The sequence below is a fragment of the Myxococcus sp. CA039A genome (assembly GCF_013336645.1).
Lineage (GTDB): Bacteria > Myxococcota > Myxococcia > Myxococcales > Myxococcaceae > Myxococcus > Myxococcus llanfairpwllgwyngyllgogerychwyrndrobwllllantysiliogogogochensis.
This window is the reverse complement of the sequence record NZ_JABUMQ010000273.1, coordinates 1-15,705: the sequence shown is the minus strand read 5'-3', so window position 1 is coordinate 15,705 and position 15,705 is coordinate 1. Positions and strand designations below refer to the sequence as shown.

The window sequence follows — 15,705 nt, the reverse complement described above, 5'->3', positions numbered from 1 at the left end:
CCTCTGCTCCCTCCCTCCACCTCAACCGCGCCCCCTTCCCTCTGATGCGCGTTCGTACCCGGCGGGAGCTATCCGCAGTCCGCGCTGCAGTCGGAGGGGGTCTCGGTGGGACCACAAATCCCATTGCCGCATATGTCGCAGTCCGCCGGGCAGGAGAAGAGCTCCTCGTTGTAGCCGCAGACCCCGTCGCCACACGAACCGCAGTCATAGGGGCACGACGTCGGGTTCTCGAGTGGGCCGCAGGAGGCATCTCCGCACCGGGTGCAGTCCGCGGGGCACGTCAGCTCGCTCTCGAATCCGTTGCAGACGTTGTCGCCGCAGGAGATGGCGCCGGCACGGGCCACGTGCATGTACGTGTTCTCTCCCTCCGAGACCATGGTCAGGGCCAGGTGTCGATACTCAGACCACACGCTGTAGCTGTTCGTGTTCCGGGTGTCCTCGTCGTCGGTGAAGATCTGTCCCTTCGCCGTGCCGAAGGTGAAGCTCTGCGCCGCGAAGACGCCATACTCGAACCCCAGGTCCGGAAGGCTCGGTGCGGGCGTGCTGGGGTTGCCACCCCCATGGAACAAACAGAAGAACATGATCGTATCCCCGGCCGCATTGCCGTTGGGCTGGATGCCGCCTGAGTTCGCGTTCCTGTTGTCTCTGTCTTCGTTGTCGAAGAATCGAGAGAAGTACCAGGAACCCGGGGGGCAGATCTCCCCCAGCATCAGCACGGCATAGGCGCTGCGCGTGGTGGGGTGAGTCTCGAGTGGCTTGAACTTCGCCCCATCGACGCGGCAGAACCGGAAGGTGGTGTTGCGCGCTTCATCCAACTGGGTGCTCCCCACCCAATCCCTCAGATAGCTGGCCGCGCGGCTGTCTTCGTTGTCCATGTGCATCCAGAGGGCGGGCGCGGAACTGGGACAACCCGCGGAGCCCGCGAGGACCCCCACATCTTGATTGAACAGCGTGGCGACGGCGGGCTCGAGCTTGGAGGACAGTGGCTCCTCCGGCGTGGAAATGTCTGTCTGCCCACAACCCCATTGCAAGGTGCACAAGGACCAGACCGCGAGACTCCGAAAGAGACGGCGCATGACTTCCTCCACTGAATAACTCTTGTCATTCTGTTGAGATTATCGACTGGGTCAACGGCTTCCGCGGATTGTGCAGCATGGACGTCTCGGCCAGGGTAGAGTCCACGGGATGAGCCCATTCAGCGTCACGTCCGTTTCCATCGGGTCCGAATGGGTCGAGGCCGGAGTGAAAGATGGAGGAGACGCTCCGCTCCCCGTCTGGAGGGTGGTCGACTTCGCCAGGGATGCCGGCGAGAGGTACGCCAGCAGCGACGTTCCGTTCTTCTACCTGGTGGGCCCTGGGGGCGCGTCGCGGACGGTCGCCGCGATGGAGTTCGTCCGCGACTACCAGCCAGCACCATCACCTGCCGCGAAGCCGTAGCTCTCGCCGTCAGCGCCCACCTGCGCGCCACCGCCACCAGCCGCTCCACTTCCTCGCGTGAGCGGCGGCAACGGGACGAAGTGCACCTCGTCGTCACCTGGATGCGCGACCATATGGCAGCGGTGGGCTGGAGGCGCGCTCGCTCCGGGCCGTGGACCTGGACCTCGTGTCCGAGGGCTCGGGCCATGTGACGGCCTTCGTGGCGGGAGGCATCGTGAAGGTGTCGCTGGACTCGTCTGGCAGCGTGGACCCGTGGGGCAGCTCCCCCCAAGCGCGACATCGATAGGGACGGCGGTGGACAGTTCATCTGGCACTGGCGGCGGTCATGCCGTGAGCCACAGCGCCAGGGAAGCGTGCCCCAGGCGCGATGGCCTCGACTCTTGAAATGAGCCCCCCGTCCCCCGTCAATGCCAGTGCAAGCAGGTCCCCAGGGACAACCGCGTAACAGGTGTGGCACGAACTGCGTGCGGAGCTTTCAGCCTGGTGCAGCCACGCGACAGGGCCGCCACGCCCACGGCACCTATCAGGACGGCGGCGTGCTGGTCCGGCGCGCCTGGGATTGTCGAGTCCGGCGCCCGCCTTCGCCTCGCGCGCCGAGTCCCTCGCCGACAGCGTCAGGCACACCCCGCCGTGGAAGCGCTCCGGGAACGACACAGTCCACACCCGTTCAAGACACTGGGCAGCCGTTCAGGCGCCAGGTCGGATCGTCGTCCAACGTGTGAGGGACTCGATGGGTTCGGTTTCCGCAGCCTCCGCCAGGTGAGGCCCGACACGCTCATCGGGTGGCCTGACACGGGCCAGTCCAAGCCATTCCACCACGCGCCCCCATACCTCGAGCGTGAGCAAGGGTTTGCGCTCGCCACGATGGCCTGGATGCCAGGGAGCCCGTTCAAATGAGTTGAGCCACCCTCAGTCTTTCCATCGCGTCAAACCACACTTGTCCGAAATCGGACTTACGACTAAGAGGGCCGAGGGCCCTGTTGGGGGAACTGGTTCGAGCGCGCGTCAGGGTGAAATCAGCGACCCGTCTCCTCGCGGCCCTCCCTGTCGCGCGCAAAGGAAATCCTTCATGTATCGTTGTGTGCAAGCCGTGTTCGCCACGGTCCTGTGTATCACCCTGGCGTGTGGTTCCCCTGAAGCCAACCACCAGGATGCGCCGCAACAGACGGGGTCGGAGGAAAAGGCTCTCACCGATCCGTACAATCCATTGCCCGAGGGCATTCGCTGGTTTCAAGGGGCCCGCTTCGCCAGCGGAGAAAACGAGACCGCGAGCTACCTCCAGCCAGAGGCCCACAGCGGCTACACCAGCACGTTGAATGGCTGTCCCCCGGAATTCGACGACATCGGCTACTCCCTCTTTGGCTACAATTTCACCTGGACCATTGCCGGCACGACCGTCGACATGGGCGGCGTCTGCAAGATCAACCATTCCTTTCCCACGCAAGGCGCCTACGACGTCCGCCTGACGATCACCCACTCGGAGCTCCTGGGGGGCGGGCCGATTCAAACCGCGCAGTACCAGCGGTTCGTGACGATCCGTGACTACCTCGTCGTCAGCCTGGGTGACTCCTATGGCTCGGGAGAAGGGGCTCCGGACGCCGCGGCGAACTGGGACAACGACACACATCCGGTCTGGCAGAATGCGCGATGCCATCGCTCCTTCAAGTCTCCGGCGGCGCGGGCCGCGCTGGCCCTGGAGTTGAGCGACCCTCACTCGTCCGTGACCTTCCTGTCGCTGGCGTGCTCCGGTGCGACCATCCAGCGAACGACCTACGAATATGAGAACTGGGGCGGTAATTTCCCCCTGGGAATCTTCGACGGCTTCGCCACCGCCAGCGACGGGCCGCCCCGCGGTTCGGGAATCCTCGGCCCCTACGTGGGCATCGAGGCCCCGGCCTACCAGCACGGCGCCTGGAATCCCGAGCACTACATGCCCTCGCAGCTCAACCGGCTCGTGACGCTGGTGGGCAACCGCCCCATCGACGCGCTCGTCCTCAGCGCCGGCGGCAATGACGTGGGTTTCGGTGACATCCTCCGGTTCTGTGTCGTGCACACGGATTGCCACCAGGGCAACGACGGGCAGGAGCTGCGCTCCAAGGTCGACGTGCTCAAGGCCGCCCTGCCCACGAGCTACGACCTGCTCCAGACGCAACTCAAGCAGGTGGGCCTCGACGTGCGGAGCACGTACCTCATGGAGTATCCGGACTTCGCCCGTGGCAACTCCGGGCAGATCTGCTCCTCCATCCTGGAGGAGACGAACCTCTACGCCGGTGTCGGAGCGGACGTGTCCTACGGGGAGCTGGCGTACCTGGATGGCTATGTCCGGCTGCCCCTGATGAACATGATGCAGGACGCCGCCGAGCGCCATGGCTGGAACTATGTGTCGGGCATCTCCGATGCATTCGCGGGTGTCGGCAGTGGCGTGGGCCACGGGCTGTGCGCCTCTCCCAGCAACCGCTGGGTGAACAACGGCTACGACGCGTCCTCGACGCAGGGGCCGGAGGACAGCGAGGCCGAGACCACGGGCACCGCGCACCCCAACGAGACGGGCTACGCCGTCATGACGGTCTTCCTTCAGGAGAAGATGGACGACACCCTCCCTCCCCTTCCCCGCGTGGGCATCCTGAAGACCCAAGGCGAAGCGCACGTACAAGAGGGTGGCGCCGCCTCCGGTTGGGTCCCTCAGTCCGGTGACATCCAGGCGGTGGCCTTGTCTGGCAGCCGCATCGGCGTGCTGAAGCTCAATGGCGACTTCTACCTGAAGGATGGCGCCCTCACCGCGATGTGGAACCTGGTGACGGGAGACGTGGCCGCCATCGCTTTGTCGGGCGACCGCATCGGCATCATCAAGACAAACGGCGAGGCCTACGTGAAGGAAGGCGCCTGGAACGCCTCCTGGGTCCTGATGAGCGGCGACGTCAAGGCCCTCAGCCTCTCCGGCAAGCGCATCGGCATGCTGAAGCTGAACGGCGATTTCTACCTGAAGGACGGCGCCCTCACCGAGCAGTGGGACCTGGTGACGGGAGACGTGGCCGCCATCGCTTTGTCGGGCAAGCGCATCGGCGTCGTCAAGACGAACACCGAGTCCTATGTGAAGGAAGGCGCCTGGAACGCCACCTGGGTCGCGCTGGGCTCCAACAGCAAGGCCATCGCGCTGACCGAGAACCGCGTGGGCGTGCTGCGGCTCAACGGTGAGTTCTTCCTCAGGGACGGAGCCCTCACCGCGGCCTGGAACCTGGTGACGGGTGACGTCCAGTCCATCTCCCTCGCGGGCAGGCGCATCGGCATCGTCAAGACGGATGGCAATGGGTACGTGAAGGAAGGGGCGTGGACCGGGCTCTGGACCTGGGAGACCACGGCCACCACGCAGCTCGTCCTGGCCACGCCGTAGCTCGAATACCCCCATGAACGGACACATGACACCGAAACGCTTCAGGCCCTCCAACGGGCCCCTTCTCTCCATCTTCCTGTCGCTCTTCGTCGCGTTGGTCTCGACCGAGGCCCTCGCGCAATGCCCCACGGGTTGGTCGACCTGTGGTTTTCCGCTGGGCGGCGCCTGTTACTTCCCAGGCAGCTCCAATTGCAGCAATGGCACCGTCTGCGGCCTGGGCTCCGAGGAGTGTGGTGGGGCCTGCTATCGCCCCACCCTCGAGACCTGCCTGAACGGCATGTATATCTGCAGCAACGCGTACCTCTGTGGCACCTATTGCATGCGCCGGGGGCAGACGTGCCTGGAGGGCAATCAGGTCTGCCCCACGGCCCAGGCCTGCCGGGGGCAGTGTCTGGAGGCGGGAGGCTACTGTCCCACGGACGGCGCCCGCATCGGGATGTTGAAGCAGGGGGGCCAGCTCTACCTGAAGGAGGGCCCCCTCACCGAGCTGTGGAATACGGTGACCGGGGACGTGGCCTCCGTCGCGCTGGCGGGCAACCGCATTGGCATCGTCAAGACGAACGGCGAGGCCTACGTGAAGGAAGGCATCTGGGACGCGGCCTGGGTCGTCCAGAGCAGCGACATCAAGGCCATTGCCCTCGCGGGCAACCGCATTGGCGTGCTGAAGCAGAATGGCCAGTTCTTCCTGAAGGAAGGCGCGCTCACCGGGTTGTGGAATCTGGTGACCGGGGATGTGGCCTCCATCTCGCTGTCGGGCGACCGCATCGGCATCATCAAGACGAACGGCGAGGCCTTTGTGAAGGAAGGCGCATGGAACGCGGCCTGGGTCCTGATGAGTGGAGACGTCACGGCCCTCGCGCTCGAGGGCGACCGCGTGGGCATGCTGAAGAACAATGGCCAGTTCTTCCTGAAGGAAGGCGCGCTCACCGAGCTGTGGAACATGGTGACGGGTGACGTCCAGGCCATCTCCCTCTCGGGCAACCGCATCGGCGTCCTGAAGACGGACAGCCACGTGTTCGTGAAGGAAGGGGCGTGGGACGGTCCCTGGGAATGGGTCAGCTCGTCCGTGACGGCCTTCCAGCTCTCGGGCACGGGCATCGCGGTGCTCGCGAGCAACGGCGAGCTCTACGTGAAGGAAGGTCCCGCCACCTCGCTCTGGACGATGGAGAGCGGGGACTGCACCGGGTTCGCGATCACGCCTCGCTAGCGCGAGACCCCGGAGCGATTGAACCTGTCACGGAGCGGGCCGGCCTCCAGCGTGAATCGCCGGAGACCGTGCCCGCTTCGTGGCGCGCCGCGCCTGCTGGAGAAAAGAGGCGCCCTGCCCGCGCAAGGGCCTGAGGACGCGCCGCGGGCGTACCAGGCGCACTCGCGGCAGTAACGCTAGGGTGTGACGGTAAGGACCGCGGAGCCCATGGCCCCGCCCGACTTTGCGCTGATCGTGGCCCTGCCCGGGCTGACGGCCAGGGCGACGCCGGGTGTGCTCCCTGAGGTGCTGATGGGCGCGACGGTGGCATTGTTCGACGCCCACGCCACCACGCTCGTGAGATCGTGGAACGTCCCGTCAGTGAACTCGCCCGTGGCGGTGTATTGACGAGTGGCTCCCACCACAGCCGATGAGGCGATCGGCGTGACGCGGATCAACATGACCTCTGCCGGCGATACGGTGAGCGTGGTGCTGCCCATGATCGCGCCGTACGTCGCGGTGATCACCGCTGAGCCCTGAGCGATCGCCGTTGCCTCTCCTTTGGTGGAGTCGGCGGCATCGCTGATCGTTGCGTGGGTCGGATCGCCCGAACTCCACGCAACCGTCTCCGTGAGGTCCTCCGTCGACCCGTCGCTGAACGTGCCCGTGGCGAAGTAATTCTGCTTCATGCCCACCGGGATCGTTGCGTTCGCCGGCAGCAGGGAGATCGACACGAGGGTTGCCTCCGTGACCGTGAGAAGCGTCGACCCATTGATGCCGTTGAACGTCGCGGTGATCGTCGACGTTCCTACCGCGAGTCCCTTGGCGATGCCCGTGTTCGCGATGGAAGCGGAGGTCGGCGTGCCCGACGTCCATGTTGCGAGCGTCGTCAGGTCCTTGGTCGTGTTGTCGGTCATCGTCGCGGTGGCGGTGAACGCTTGCGTGGCGCCAGCGCCAATGCTCGGGCTTACCGGCGTGACAGCGATTGAGACGACCTCTACTTCGATGACCGTGACCTCGGTGCTCCCACTGACGGTGCCGAGCGTCGCCGTGATCTTCGAGGTTCCGGCGGCGAGCGACGTGAGCAGCCCGGTCGGGTCGACGGTCGCCACGGTGGACGTCGCCGAGCTCCACACGACTGCGCTCGAGATGTCTTTTGTGCTGCTATCGGCGTAGGTGCCGGTCGCCACGAGTTGCTTCTTCGCGCCGGGCGGAAGCGTTGGCGCCGCCGGCGTAACGCTCAGCGAGACGAGGGGATTGTTGTCGGCCGTCACCGTTACGGCGACGGTCTTCGTCTGTCCTTCCGAGGTCACGCTGATCGTCGCGGCGCCGGCCGCGACCGCGTTCACCTTGCCGGCCGCGACGGTGGCGACGCCGGGAGCGCTGCTCGCCCACGTCGCTGACTCCGTCACGTCTTGGGTCGCCGCGCCATCGGCCGTGAACGTTGCCTTCACGGTCGCGGACGTGCCTGCGACGAGAGAGAGGACGGATGGAGTGACGTCGAGAACGGCCGACGGCAACGCCGTCTCTGAATCCCCGCAACTCGCGCCCCCCACGATGACGAGACTTGAGAGCAAGACCACCGAGCACAGTCGGACAAGAGCGCGAGCAAAGTACATCCGAGAAACCCTATCGCCTGGCGGGCCCTCATGCCACGCGCTTTCTGCCGTCCGGCGGAAGCGGCCCCGCGGTCCGCTCTTCGAGGCCGCCAGGCATGGTGTCCAAACCACGCTCGACGTTGCCCGCGCACCGTCGGGATCCGCGTCAGCGTCCCTCACCTCCCGCTCTGCTCCCGCCCGCCACGCCCACTGTGCGCATTCCAGACGGATCCGCTCGCCCCGCCCCTGCTGGATGCGCTGGGGCGCCGCATGACGTACCTGCGGCTGAGCATCACGGACCGCCGCAGCTTCCGCTGCACGTACTGTTCTCCCGCGTCCTGGGGCGGCAAGAAGGAACTGCTGAACGCGGAGGAGCTGGGGCGCATCGCCAGCATCTTCGCCACGCTGGGCGCGATGCGCGTTCGTACCCGGCGGGAGCCATCCGCGGTCCGCGCCGCGGTCGTAGGGGGTCTCGGTGGGACCACAAATCCCATTGCCGCAGATGTCGCAGCCCGCCAGGCAAGAGAAGAGCTCCTCGTTGTAGCCGCAGACTCCGTCGCCACACGAACCGCGGTCATAGGGGACTGCGCCCCCTTTCTCTTATGCGCTCACGGCGTCTACCCCTTCATCGACTCCCTCCCAGCCGCTGTCTCGGGCTCCACGGTTGCATTGCCCGCACTGGATGGGAACCACGGCGAAAGGCTCGCGGCCTTTCCTGCCTGGCGAGACGCTGGAGCCTCTGTTCCGCCTCGGGGGCGGGGCGCGACGTGTTCGCTGGTGTGCTATGCCCCAGCGCATGGAAATCTTCCGACTTGCGGATACGGTCGAGTTGAACAACGCATGGCTCGTCGGACTGAGCGTGGCATTGTTGCTGCTCGTCCTCTGGGCCGTGCTCGTGGCCTCCAGTGCGCTGCTGTACCAGGGCATCCGGCTGATGGGTGTGAAGGCGCTGGAGCAGATGGCGGACGCTCTTCGCAAGCGCGCCCGGCTGAGCGCCGCCCTCCTGTCCTTCGTGGTGGTCATCATCGGCATCGCCGTGCTGGGCTTCTCCCTGTGGGCGAAGAAGGATCTGGAGCCCTCCTTCAATGCCTTGCTGGCGGGGGTGACGGTGGAGGGGCTGGCGGCCCTGGGGCGCGGAGCGGGCCTGCTGGTGCTCTTGCTGACGGCCTACCTGGTGTTGGATCGGGCGGCACGCCAGCTCCTGATGCGGCTCGAGCGCAGGATGAACGAGTGGCAACTGAGCCCGGAGCCGAAGGCACATGCCCAGAAGGCGATGGAGCAGGGGCCCGGCTTCATCAAGCTGGTGCTGGCCTACTTCGCGGTGGGCATGGCGGTCACCTCGCTGCAACCCCCGGCCGCGCTCGAGTGGCTCGTTGGCACCACCGTCTTCGTGTTGCTGTGCATCAGCGGTGGGCGCCTGGCGGTGTCCTTGCTGCACCTGATGTCGGTTCGGCTGGTCGAGTCCTGGCGGACGAAGAGCACGGCCACGAAGTACGAGGAGTACTTCATGGCCCTCAGCCGGCTGCTACCGGTGGGGCAGCGGAGCCTTGAGGCCATCGTCTATATCTCGGTGGCGACCCTCATCATCCGTCGGTTCCAGGGCCTGGAGTCCTTTGCTCCGTACGGGCCGGTGCTCATCCGCGTCATCGCCCTGTTCTTCGCCGCCAGCGTCGTCGTGGAGTTCGTCCGGCTGCTCATCGCCCGGGCCTTCAAGGTGGACGGTCTCGACCTGGATGACAAGGCCCGGCGGCGCAACACCTTCGTCGCGCTCATCCAGAGAGCCTCCACGTACCTGGTCTATTTCCTGGTGGGGATGATGGTGCTCAGCGACCTGGGTGTGGACCCCACCCCCATCCTCGCTGGCGCCGGCATCGTCGGTCTCACCGTGGGCCTGGGCTCACAGGCCATCGTCACGGACATGGTCAACGGCATCTTCCTGCTCTTCGAGGACCAGATCTTGAACGGCGACTACATCCGCATCAACGATACCGAGGGCGTGGTGGAGGAGATAACGCCTCGTATCACCCGCATTCGCGATCGCTTCGGGCGCCTTCACATCCTCCGCAATGGCGAAGTCAAGAATGTCATCAATTATAGTCGCGGCTGGACGCTGGCGGTCGTGGACATGGCCGTGGCCTATGAGTGCGACTTGAAGAAGGTGCTGGATGTGATTGGAAAGGTCTGCGAGCAGGTGCCCATGCTGTCGGCAGGCAAGGTGTCCGAGATGCCCAAGCTGTTGGGTATCGAGAGCATGGACGAGAGCTGGATGACCATTCGCATTGAAGCCAAGGTGCAGCCAGGGACGCACTTCGACGTGAAGCGACTGCTCAACCGGCTGTTGTTCGACGCCTTCAACGCCAACGGCCTGGAACTTCCCTATCCCAAGTCGGTGCAATACGAGGGGACCACGGTGCTTCCCGCCGCCGCCGCTGCGTCGCCGGAGGAGGAGCCCCAGGCACTGGCCGCCTCGCTTCGGTAGCGGCAGGCCGGCCGTACCCATCATGGTGCAGGTGTCCTGAGTCCTGTTTCCCTGCTCCGCCAGCACCCGCGGCCCCGTCCGCGGCCCTCCTCCGCCCCCTACCGCTGGAGCCATCCCTTGATGCGCGCCATCACCTTCTACGAGTACGGCTCACCCCAGGTCCTGAAGTGCGAGGAGCGCCCCGTCCCCACGCCGGGCGCAGGCCAGGTCCTCGTGCGCGTGCGGGCCTGCGCGCTCAACGCGGCCGACTGGCACATCCTGCGCGCCGACCCCTTCCTCGCGAGGCTCGCGGTCGGACTCTTCAAGCCCCGGTACAACGTGCTCGGCTGCGACCTGGCCGGCGTGGTCGAGGCCGCGGGTCCCGGCGTCACGCGCTTCAAGGCCGGCGATGAAGTGATGGGCGAGCTGGGCAGCAGCAACTGGGGCGCCTTCGCGGAGTACGTCTGCGCGCCCGAGGGAGTCCTCGCCTCGAAGCCCGCGAGCCTCGGCTTCGAAGAGGCCGCCGCGGCGCCGCTGGCCGGCGTGACGGCGCTGCAGGGGCTGCGTCGCGAGGGTCGCCTCCAGGCGGGCGAGTCCGTGCTGGTGAATGGCGCCTCGGGAGGCGTGGGGACCTTCGCCGTGCAGCTCGCCAAGGCGCTGGGCGCGAAGGTGACGGCGGTGTGCAGCGCCCGCAACCAGGAGCTGGCCCGCTCGCTCGGAGCCGACGAGGTCATCGACTACTCGAAGGAGGACTTCACGCGCGGCGGCCAGCGCTACGACGTCATCCTCGCGGCCAACGGCTACCACCCGCTGAGCGCCTACGCGCGCGCGCTCGCGCCCGGCGGCCGCTACGTGATGACGGGCGGAGCGGGAAAGCAGATGGCGGCGGCGCTCCTGCTCGGGCCGCTGCGCTCGCTCGGTAGTCGCAAGCGCCTGGGCTACCTGACGATGAAGAGCAACCTGGACGACCTGGAGTACCTGCGCGACCGCCTGGCCGACGGCTCCGTGCGCTCCGTCATCGACCGCACCTACCCGTTCGAGGAGCTGCCCCAGGCCCTCGCGTACCTCGAGGAGGGACACGCCCGCGGCAAGGTCGCCATCCACATGTCCAGAGGAGGTCCCTGCCTCCCATGACGGCGCCTCCTTCCGTACCCGCGGAGCGCGGCCCGCCGCGTCGACGCCCTGACCTCCTCCCCCCGACTGGGATTCGAGAGCAGGGCGAGCAACCGCACGCGAGTCATCCCGGCTTCGCACCGCGGTACCCTGCACATCCGCGCGAGGCGCTGCCCGGAGGCTCAGGAGAAGGGGAAGCAAACGCAGACATCGCCAGAGCATCGACCATAGGCGAAGCCCGCCTCGATGCACTCATTGACGCAATTGCCAGAACAATAGGACAGCGGCTCCGCGGGCGCTGCGACCGCCAGCGTGGCTCCGAACGACACAGCCGCCCCCGTGACAACGGCAAGCAATACCTGAACAGCCTTCTTCGCGGAACAGAGCATCGTCCCCTCCCAGGTTGGTATGACAGCGGCTTCCAACTCGCTCACGGCTGAAGCGCCTCAAAGGATAGCAGGTCGTCCAGGTCCTCTGTTCCGCATCTCAGGTGACGCCTCCGTCCCACCTGCCAACGGCGACATCCACACACACCAGGTCGACGCACCGCACCACGGCCCGAGCCTGGAGGACAGCTCGGTGCCGCGTTGAATCACGAGCGGCGGCTCGTCAGGTCAGGAGCTCAGAAGCGGCCCCCCCAGCCCCAACGCCATTCCACCCTGAGACACCGCCACCGACGGAAGCACGCTGACATCCGACGGCGCTGGTGTCGCGCTATTGGCGGCATGAGACAGCTCAAACCCAATGAAGGACCCCATGATGCGGCCCGCCAGGGCGGCGGTAGCGGCGATTGGGAGACGATCGCCCTCGTTGAGGCTCAAGAGGTGCCAACAGGCCCAGGCTCCCGCCACACACCTGATGGGGGCGCGGCCTGGGCAGGCGGGTGCCCCGTCGAGCCCCTCGGCCGCATCGAGGCAGGGGGCACAGGGGCCGGAGGTGGTGCCCCAACAAGGAGGGTGTCGACAGCGCGGAGCAGAGTCGTTACAAAACCGCCCGTCGATGCACGAGTCCCTTTCCGCCACCCAGGCGAGCATTGCCGAGCCCAATGCTGTCATCCGAATTGTTCGAGGCCATCGTCCAGCATGATCTGGAGCGTGTTCGTGCGCTGCTGGTTCGCGGTGCAGACCCCAACCTGCCCAGGGAAGATGGCTGGCGACCCCTGCATGTCGCCATCGGCCAGATGGGCGTTGGGGGAACGATTGACTTCATCAAGCTGTTGATCGAGCACGGTGCGGACGTCAACGAATGGGATGCCCATCATCACGAGACGCCGCTCCTCAGCGCCATGGAACCTCCGGAGCCGGAGGTCGCACGGGTGCTTCTCGAAGCAGGCGCGGATCCGAACGTCCGCAGATCAACGCATGAGTCACCTTTGCAGCTGGCCGTAGAACATGAACATCCGGAGCTCACCGCGCTGCTCCTGCGCCATGGTGCTGGACGAACGATGGACGAGTGGGGAGGACTTCGCGGATTGACGCCGCTCGGCATGGCCGCTCGTAAGTTCAACGTTCCCATCATCGAGCTTTTGATGGCGGAGGGGGCGGATCCGCGGGCGGTTGATGAGTACAACGAAACCGCGCTCGCCAAACTGCCACCTCGTGAAAAGCACGATCCGCGAACGTGGGACAGGATCCTTGAACTTCTTGGACGCCGACGGTCGTGACGCAGGTACGTGAGGTTCAGACGGAGAGGGACGCTGTCGTCCTCTCCGTACGCTGACGCGCCCGCTCAGGGCCGCGCCTCGCCGGCCAGCGCCGCGCGGTGAATGGCCACCCAGAAGTCGGCGGCCCGCCGGGCCCCTTCGAGCAGCGGCTCCGGGTGCCCGGCCCCCAGCGCCGCGCAGAGCGCCTGGGCCCGCGCGCCGTGCTCCAGGTCCACGTCGAGGTGGACGAGGATGAAGCGCGCCTTCGTCCGCTCCAGCCCGAGCCGCCCCAGCCCCTGGCGGGCCTCACCTCCCAGGTGCCGCGCCACGCCCTCCAGCACGCGCAACGCGCCCAGGAAGGCGAGCTGCCGCTCCGGCCCGATTCCCTCCCAGAAGGCGTGGAAGTCGGCCACCTCGCGAGGCGTGTCGGACGAGGGCTCGCGCCCGAAGGCCGCGAGGTCCGCCTTGGCCAGCAGGTAGTGCGACTGCTCGTCCTCCGCCAGCTCCGCGAAGAAGTCCTTCAGCTCGGGGAGCGTGGCGCGCTCGGCCGCGAGCCGCAGCCGGTCTCCGCTGCGCCGCGTGTAGTGGTACATCATGTCGAGGAACGCCACGTAGCGCTCTGGCGTCACCGCCGGCAGCCAGCTCGCGACCTGCCGCGCCATCCCGACGGTGAGCGCCTCCAACTGCTCCTCAATCGACGACATCCTCAGTCCCTCCGGTCCGAAAGCAGCGCGCCCAACGTCCGCCGGGCATGCGCGAGGTGCGGCGCCGCCCGCTTGCGGGGCAGCTCGTCCAGGCGCACCACGCCCGCGTCGAGCAACCCCTCCCCACCGAGTCCCCGTCCACAGGCGGTGGGCACCGCGCGCAAATCCACCGGCTGGAGCACGCCCCGCGCGTCCCGGGCGAGCGCGAGCTTCAGCACGGCCCCCGTCTGGCACGCCAGCGTGGGCATGATGCTCAGGAAGTTGCCCAGCGAGTACGCGATGAGCCCCATCCGCGCGGGCCCGCCCCGGCGCACCTGCGTGGGGCAGGTGGCGTCCGCGCCATCGATGGACACCCACTCCACCGGCTGGAGGACATGCGGCGAGGAGCCCAGGAGGACGTCCGCCCCGCGCTCGATGAGCCGGTAGGCGTGCTCGCGCTGGAGGGCCTCGGGCCAGTACTCGTACTCGAAGCCCCAGTGCGGCATCAGCACCACCAGGTCCGGCCCCACCGCGCGAGCGGCGTCGATGAGCGCGCCCAGCCGCGCCCAGTCCGGCGCGTGGAGGGGGCTGCCCAGCCGCGTCACCGGCACCCCGGCGGGCGGCGCCCCCACGAGGTGGTTGATGTCATACGTCACGGCGGCGATGCCCATCCGCACCCCGTCCACCTCCTGGGCGGCCACCGCGTCCTCCGGCCGGGGGCCTCCCACGCAGCGGTGCTGGGAGGAGGCCAGCACCGTCCCCCGGGTCCGCTTGAGCCCTTCGGCGCCCTGGTCGAGCGCGTGGTTGTTGCAAAGGGAGAAGACGCGGTGGCGCGCCGTGCCCTCCCAGGCCGCGAGGTAGTCCGGCGGGGCGTTGTAGTGGAGCGTCTCGTAGACGAGCCGGGGCACGGGCCGCGCCGGGTCCACCGGCGTCTCTAGATTCGCGAAGGCCACCGCGTCCCCCGCCATCACCTCCCGGACGCCGGGAGACAGGGCGCGGTGGAAGCCGCTGCGAATCCACATCATGTCGCCCACGGCGCTCAGCCGGAGCTCCGGCGCCCCCGCGTGCCGCCAGCTCCCCGAGGCGAGGTGCCGGGAGACTCGCGCGAAGTGCTCCCCGGTTTCGGCCGAGCGCGGCTCCGGCAGGTGCAGGAGGCTCTTGGTGAGGTAGCGCAGGTTGAGGTCCCACCGGGACAGCGGCCAGCGGCCGTCCTCGTAGCGGATGTCCGCGTACAGCCGGCGCAGGGCGTTCATGGGCGCTTTCGCTCCAGGGTGACGAGTCGCACGTCCTCCTCCACCACCATGGGGCCGGCCAGGAGGGCCCGCCACATGACGTGGAGGTAGCTGTCGAAGACGGGGGCCCCGCGCGCGAGCAACTCCGGGCGCAGGCGCGCGTGCAGCCGCGCGAGGTTGTAGCCGGGCACCCGCGGGTAGAGGTGGTGGTCCAGGTGGTGGTTGAGGCCGTTCCACAGGAAGGTGACGAGCCGGGTGCCGCGCACCGTCGTCGCGGTGTGGAAGCGGTCGCCGCGCCAGACGTTGGCGTGGTGGTCGGAGATGGACTTGAGCCCGTTGAGGGGGCTGGCGAAGAGCACCGGCAGCAGCCAGCACTCCACCGCGCCCCCGAGGAGCCCGTGGCCCGCCAGGAGCCAGAAGAGCAGCGCGTAGAAGGCCCCGTAGCCGAGCAGCACCAGCGCATGGCGGCGCAGGCGGGCGGCGTCGAAGTGCTGCACCGGGTAGAGGACGTTGAAGTAGACGAGGCTGAGCGGCAGGCCCAGCAGCACGGTGGCGTAGAAGAGTGCCCACAGCCCGGGCGAGCGGCGGCCGGCGTTGTAGGCGTCAGGGTCCTTCTCGGTGCGGTTCCAGCGGTGGTGCGCGAGGTGGTCGTGCCGCATCGGCTCGTAGGCGATGCCCACGAGCAGGCTGAGCCCGTTGCCGAAGAGGCGGTTCTGCCAGGGCCGCGGGAAGAGGGTGTCGTGCCACGCGTCGTGGTCCAGCTGGATGAGCCCCATGACGCCCTGGGCCGCCAGCAGCCACAGGGGCAGCTTCAGCCAGAAGCCGCTGACGTGCGCGAGCCCCACGCCTGCCAGCCCCCACACGCCCAGGTGGAGGGCCGCCATGCCCAGGGCCCGCGCGGGGCGGATGCGCAAGAGCTCCACCAACTCGTCGCGAGAGGGGCCCGGCCCGGCGGGGGCAGCGGG

At 67.5% G+C, this 15,705-nt stretch carries 12 protein-coding genes; 7 read left to right on the top strand and 5 right to left on the bottom strand.

The annotated features are described in order from the left end of the window. Positions 1–68: 68 nt before the first annotated feature. The gene (locus tag HR086_RS34730; RefSeq protein WP_174467783.1) at positions 69–1,076 is read right to left on the bottom strand and encodes a hypothetical protein; all 1,008 of its coding nucleotides are present in this window, start codon (positions 1,074–1,076) and stop codon (positions 69–71) included. 166 nt (positions 1,077–1,242) lie between these two features. Between HR086_RS34730 and HR086_RS34725 the strand changes: the two genes are divergently transcribed. The 4 genes from HR086_RS34725 (at position 1,243) to HR086_RS34710 (ending at position 6,035) form a co-directional block, all read left to right on the top strand. Then, positions 1,243–1,437, top strand: a complete 195-nt coding sequence (locus tag HR086_RS34725; RefSeq protein ID WP_174467782.1) for a hypothetical protein — start codon at positions 1,243–1,245, stop codon at positions 1,435–1,437. A 151-nt stretch (positions 1,438–1,588) separates the two neighbouring features. Further along, positions 1,589–1,723, top strand: coding sequence for a hypothetical protein (locus tag HR086_RS34720; protein WP_371823529.1), 135 nt, complete (start codon positions 1,589–1,591; stop codon positions 1,721–1,723). 783 nt (positions 1,724–2,506) lie between these two features. Next, the gene (locus tag HR086_RS34715; RefSeq protein ID WP_174467781.1) at positions 2,507–4,828 is read left to right on the top strand and encodes a hypothetical protein; all 2,322 of its coding nucleotides are present in this window, start codon (positions 2,507–2,509) and stop codon (positions 4,826–4,828) included. Positions 4,829–4,853: 25 nt separating this feature from the next. Continuing rightward, positions 4,854–6,035, top strand: a complete 1,182-nt coding sequence (locus HR086_RS34710) for a hypothetical protein (RefSeq protein ID WP_174456840.1) — start codon at positions 4,854–4,856, stop codon at positions 6,033–6,035. Between the two features lie 176 nt (positions 6,036–6,211). Here HR086_RS34710 and HR086_RS34705 read toward each other — a convergent pair whose 3' ends face one another. Further along, complete coding sequence (locus tag HR086_RS34705; RefSeq protein ID WP_254626585.1) at positions 6,212–7,633, bottom strand: Ig-like domain-containing protein; 1,422 nt, start codon at positions 7,631–7,633, stop codon at positions 6,212–6,214. An 808-nt stretch (positions 7,634–8,441) separates the two neighbouring features. Here HR086_RS34705 and HR086_RS49465 point away from each other — a divergent pair. From HR086_RS49465 to HR086_RS34690, 3 genes are all read left to right on the top strand, one after another. Continuing rightward, positions 8,442–10,091: a mechanosensitive ion channel family protein gene (locus tag HR086_RS49465; RefSeq protein ID WP_305794107.1), complete on the top strand. Its 1,650-nt coding sequence runs from the start codon at positions 8,442–8,444 to the stop codon at positions 10,089–10,091. 120 nt (positions 10,092–10,211) lie between these two features. Beyond that, positions 10,212–11,204 (top strand): NAD(P)-dependent alcohol dehydrogenase, encoded by a 993-nt coding sequence (locus tag HR086_RS34695; protein ID WP_174462566.1) that lies wholly within the window; start codon positions 10,212–10,214, stop codon positions 11,202–11,204. Between the two features lie 1,024 nt (positions 11,205–12,228). Beyond that, positions 12,229–12,846, top strand: coding sequence for an ankyrin repeat domain-containing protein (locus HR086_RS34690; RefSeq protein ID WP_174467779.1), 618 nt, complete (start codon positions 12,229–12,231; stop codon positions 12,844–12,846). A 65-nt stretch (positions 12,847–12,911) separates the two neighbouring features. Here HR086_RS34690 and HR086_RS34685 read toward each other — a convergent pair whose 3' ends face one another. From HR086_RS34685 to HR086_RS34675, 3 genes are all read right to left on the bottom strand, one after another. Beyond that, complete coding sequence (locus HR086_RS34685; protein WP_174456843.1) at positions 12,912–13,529, bottom strand: iron-containing redox enzyme family protein; 618 nt, start codon at positions 13,527–13,529, stop codon at positions 12,912–12,914. Positions 13,530–13,531: 2 nt separating this feature from the next. Continuing rightward, positions 13,532–14,761 carry a CapA family protein gene (locus HR086_RS34680; protein WP_174467778.1) on the bottom strand — a complete coding sequence of 410 codons (1,230 nt, stop codon included), beginning with the start codon at positions 14,759–14,761 and terminating at the stop codon, positions 13,532–13,534. Next, on the bottom strand, positions 14,758–15,705 hold a 948-nt coding region (locus HR086_RS34675), incomplete at its 5' end, for a fatty acid desaturase (RefSeq protein ID WP_174467777.1). The genes HR086_RS34680 and HR086_RS34675, both read right to left, overlap by 4 nt.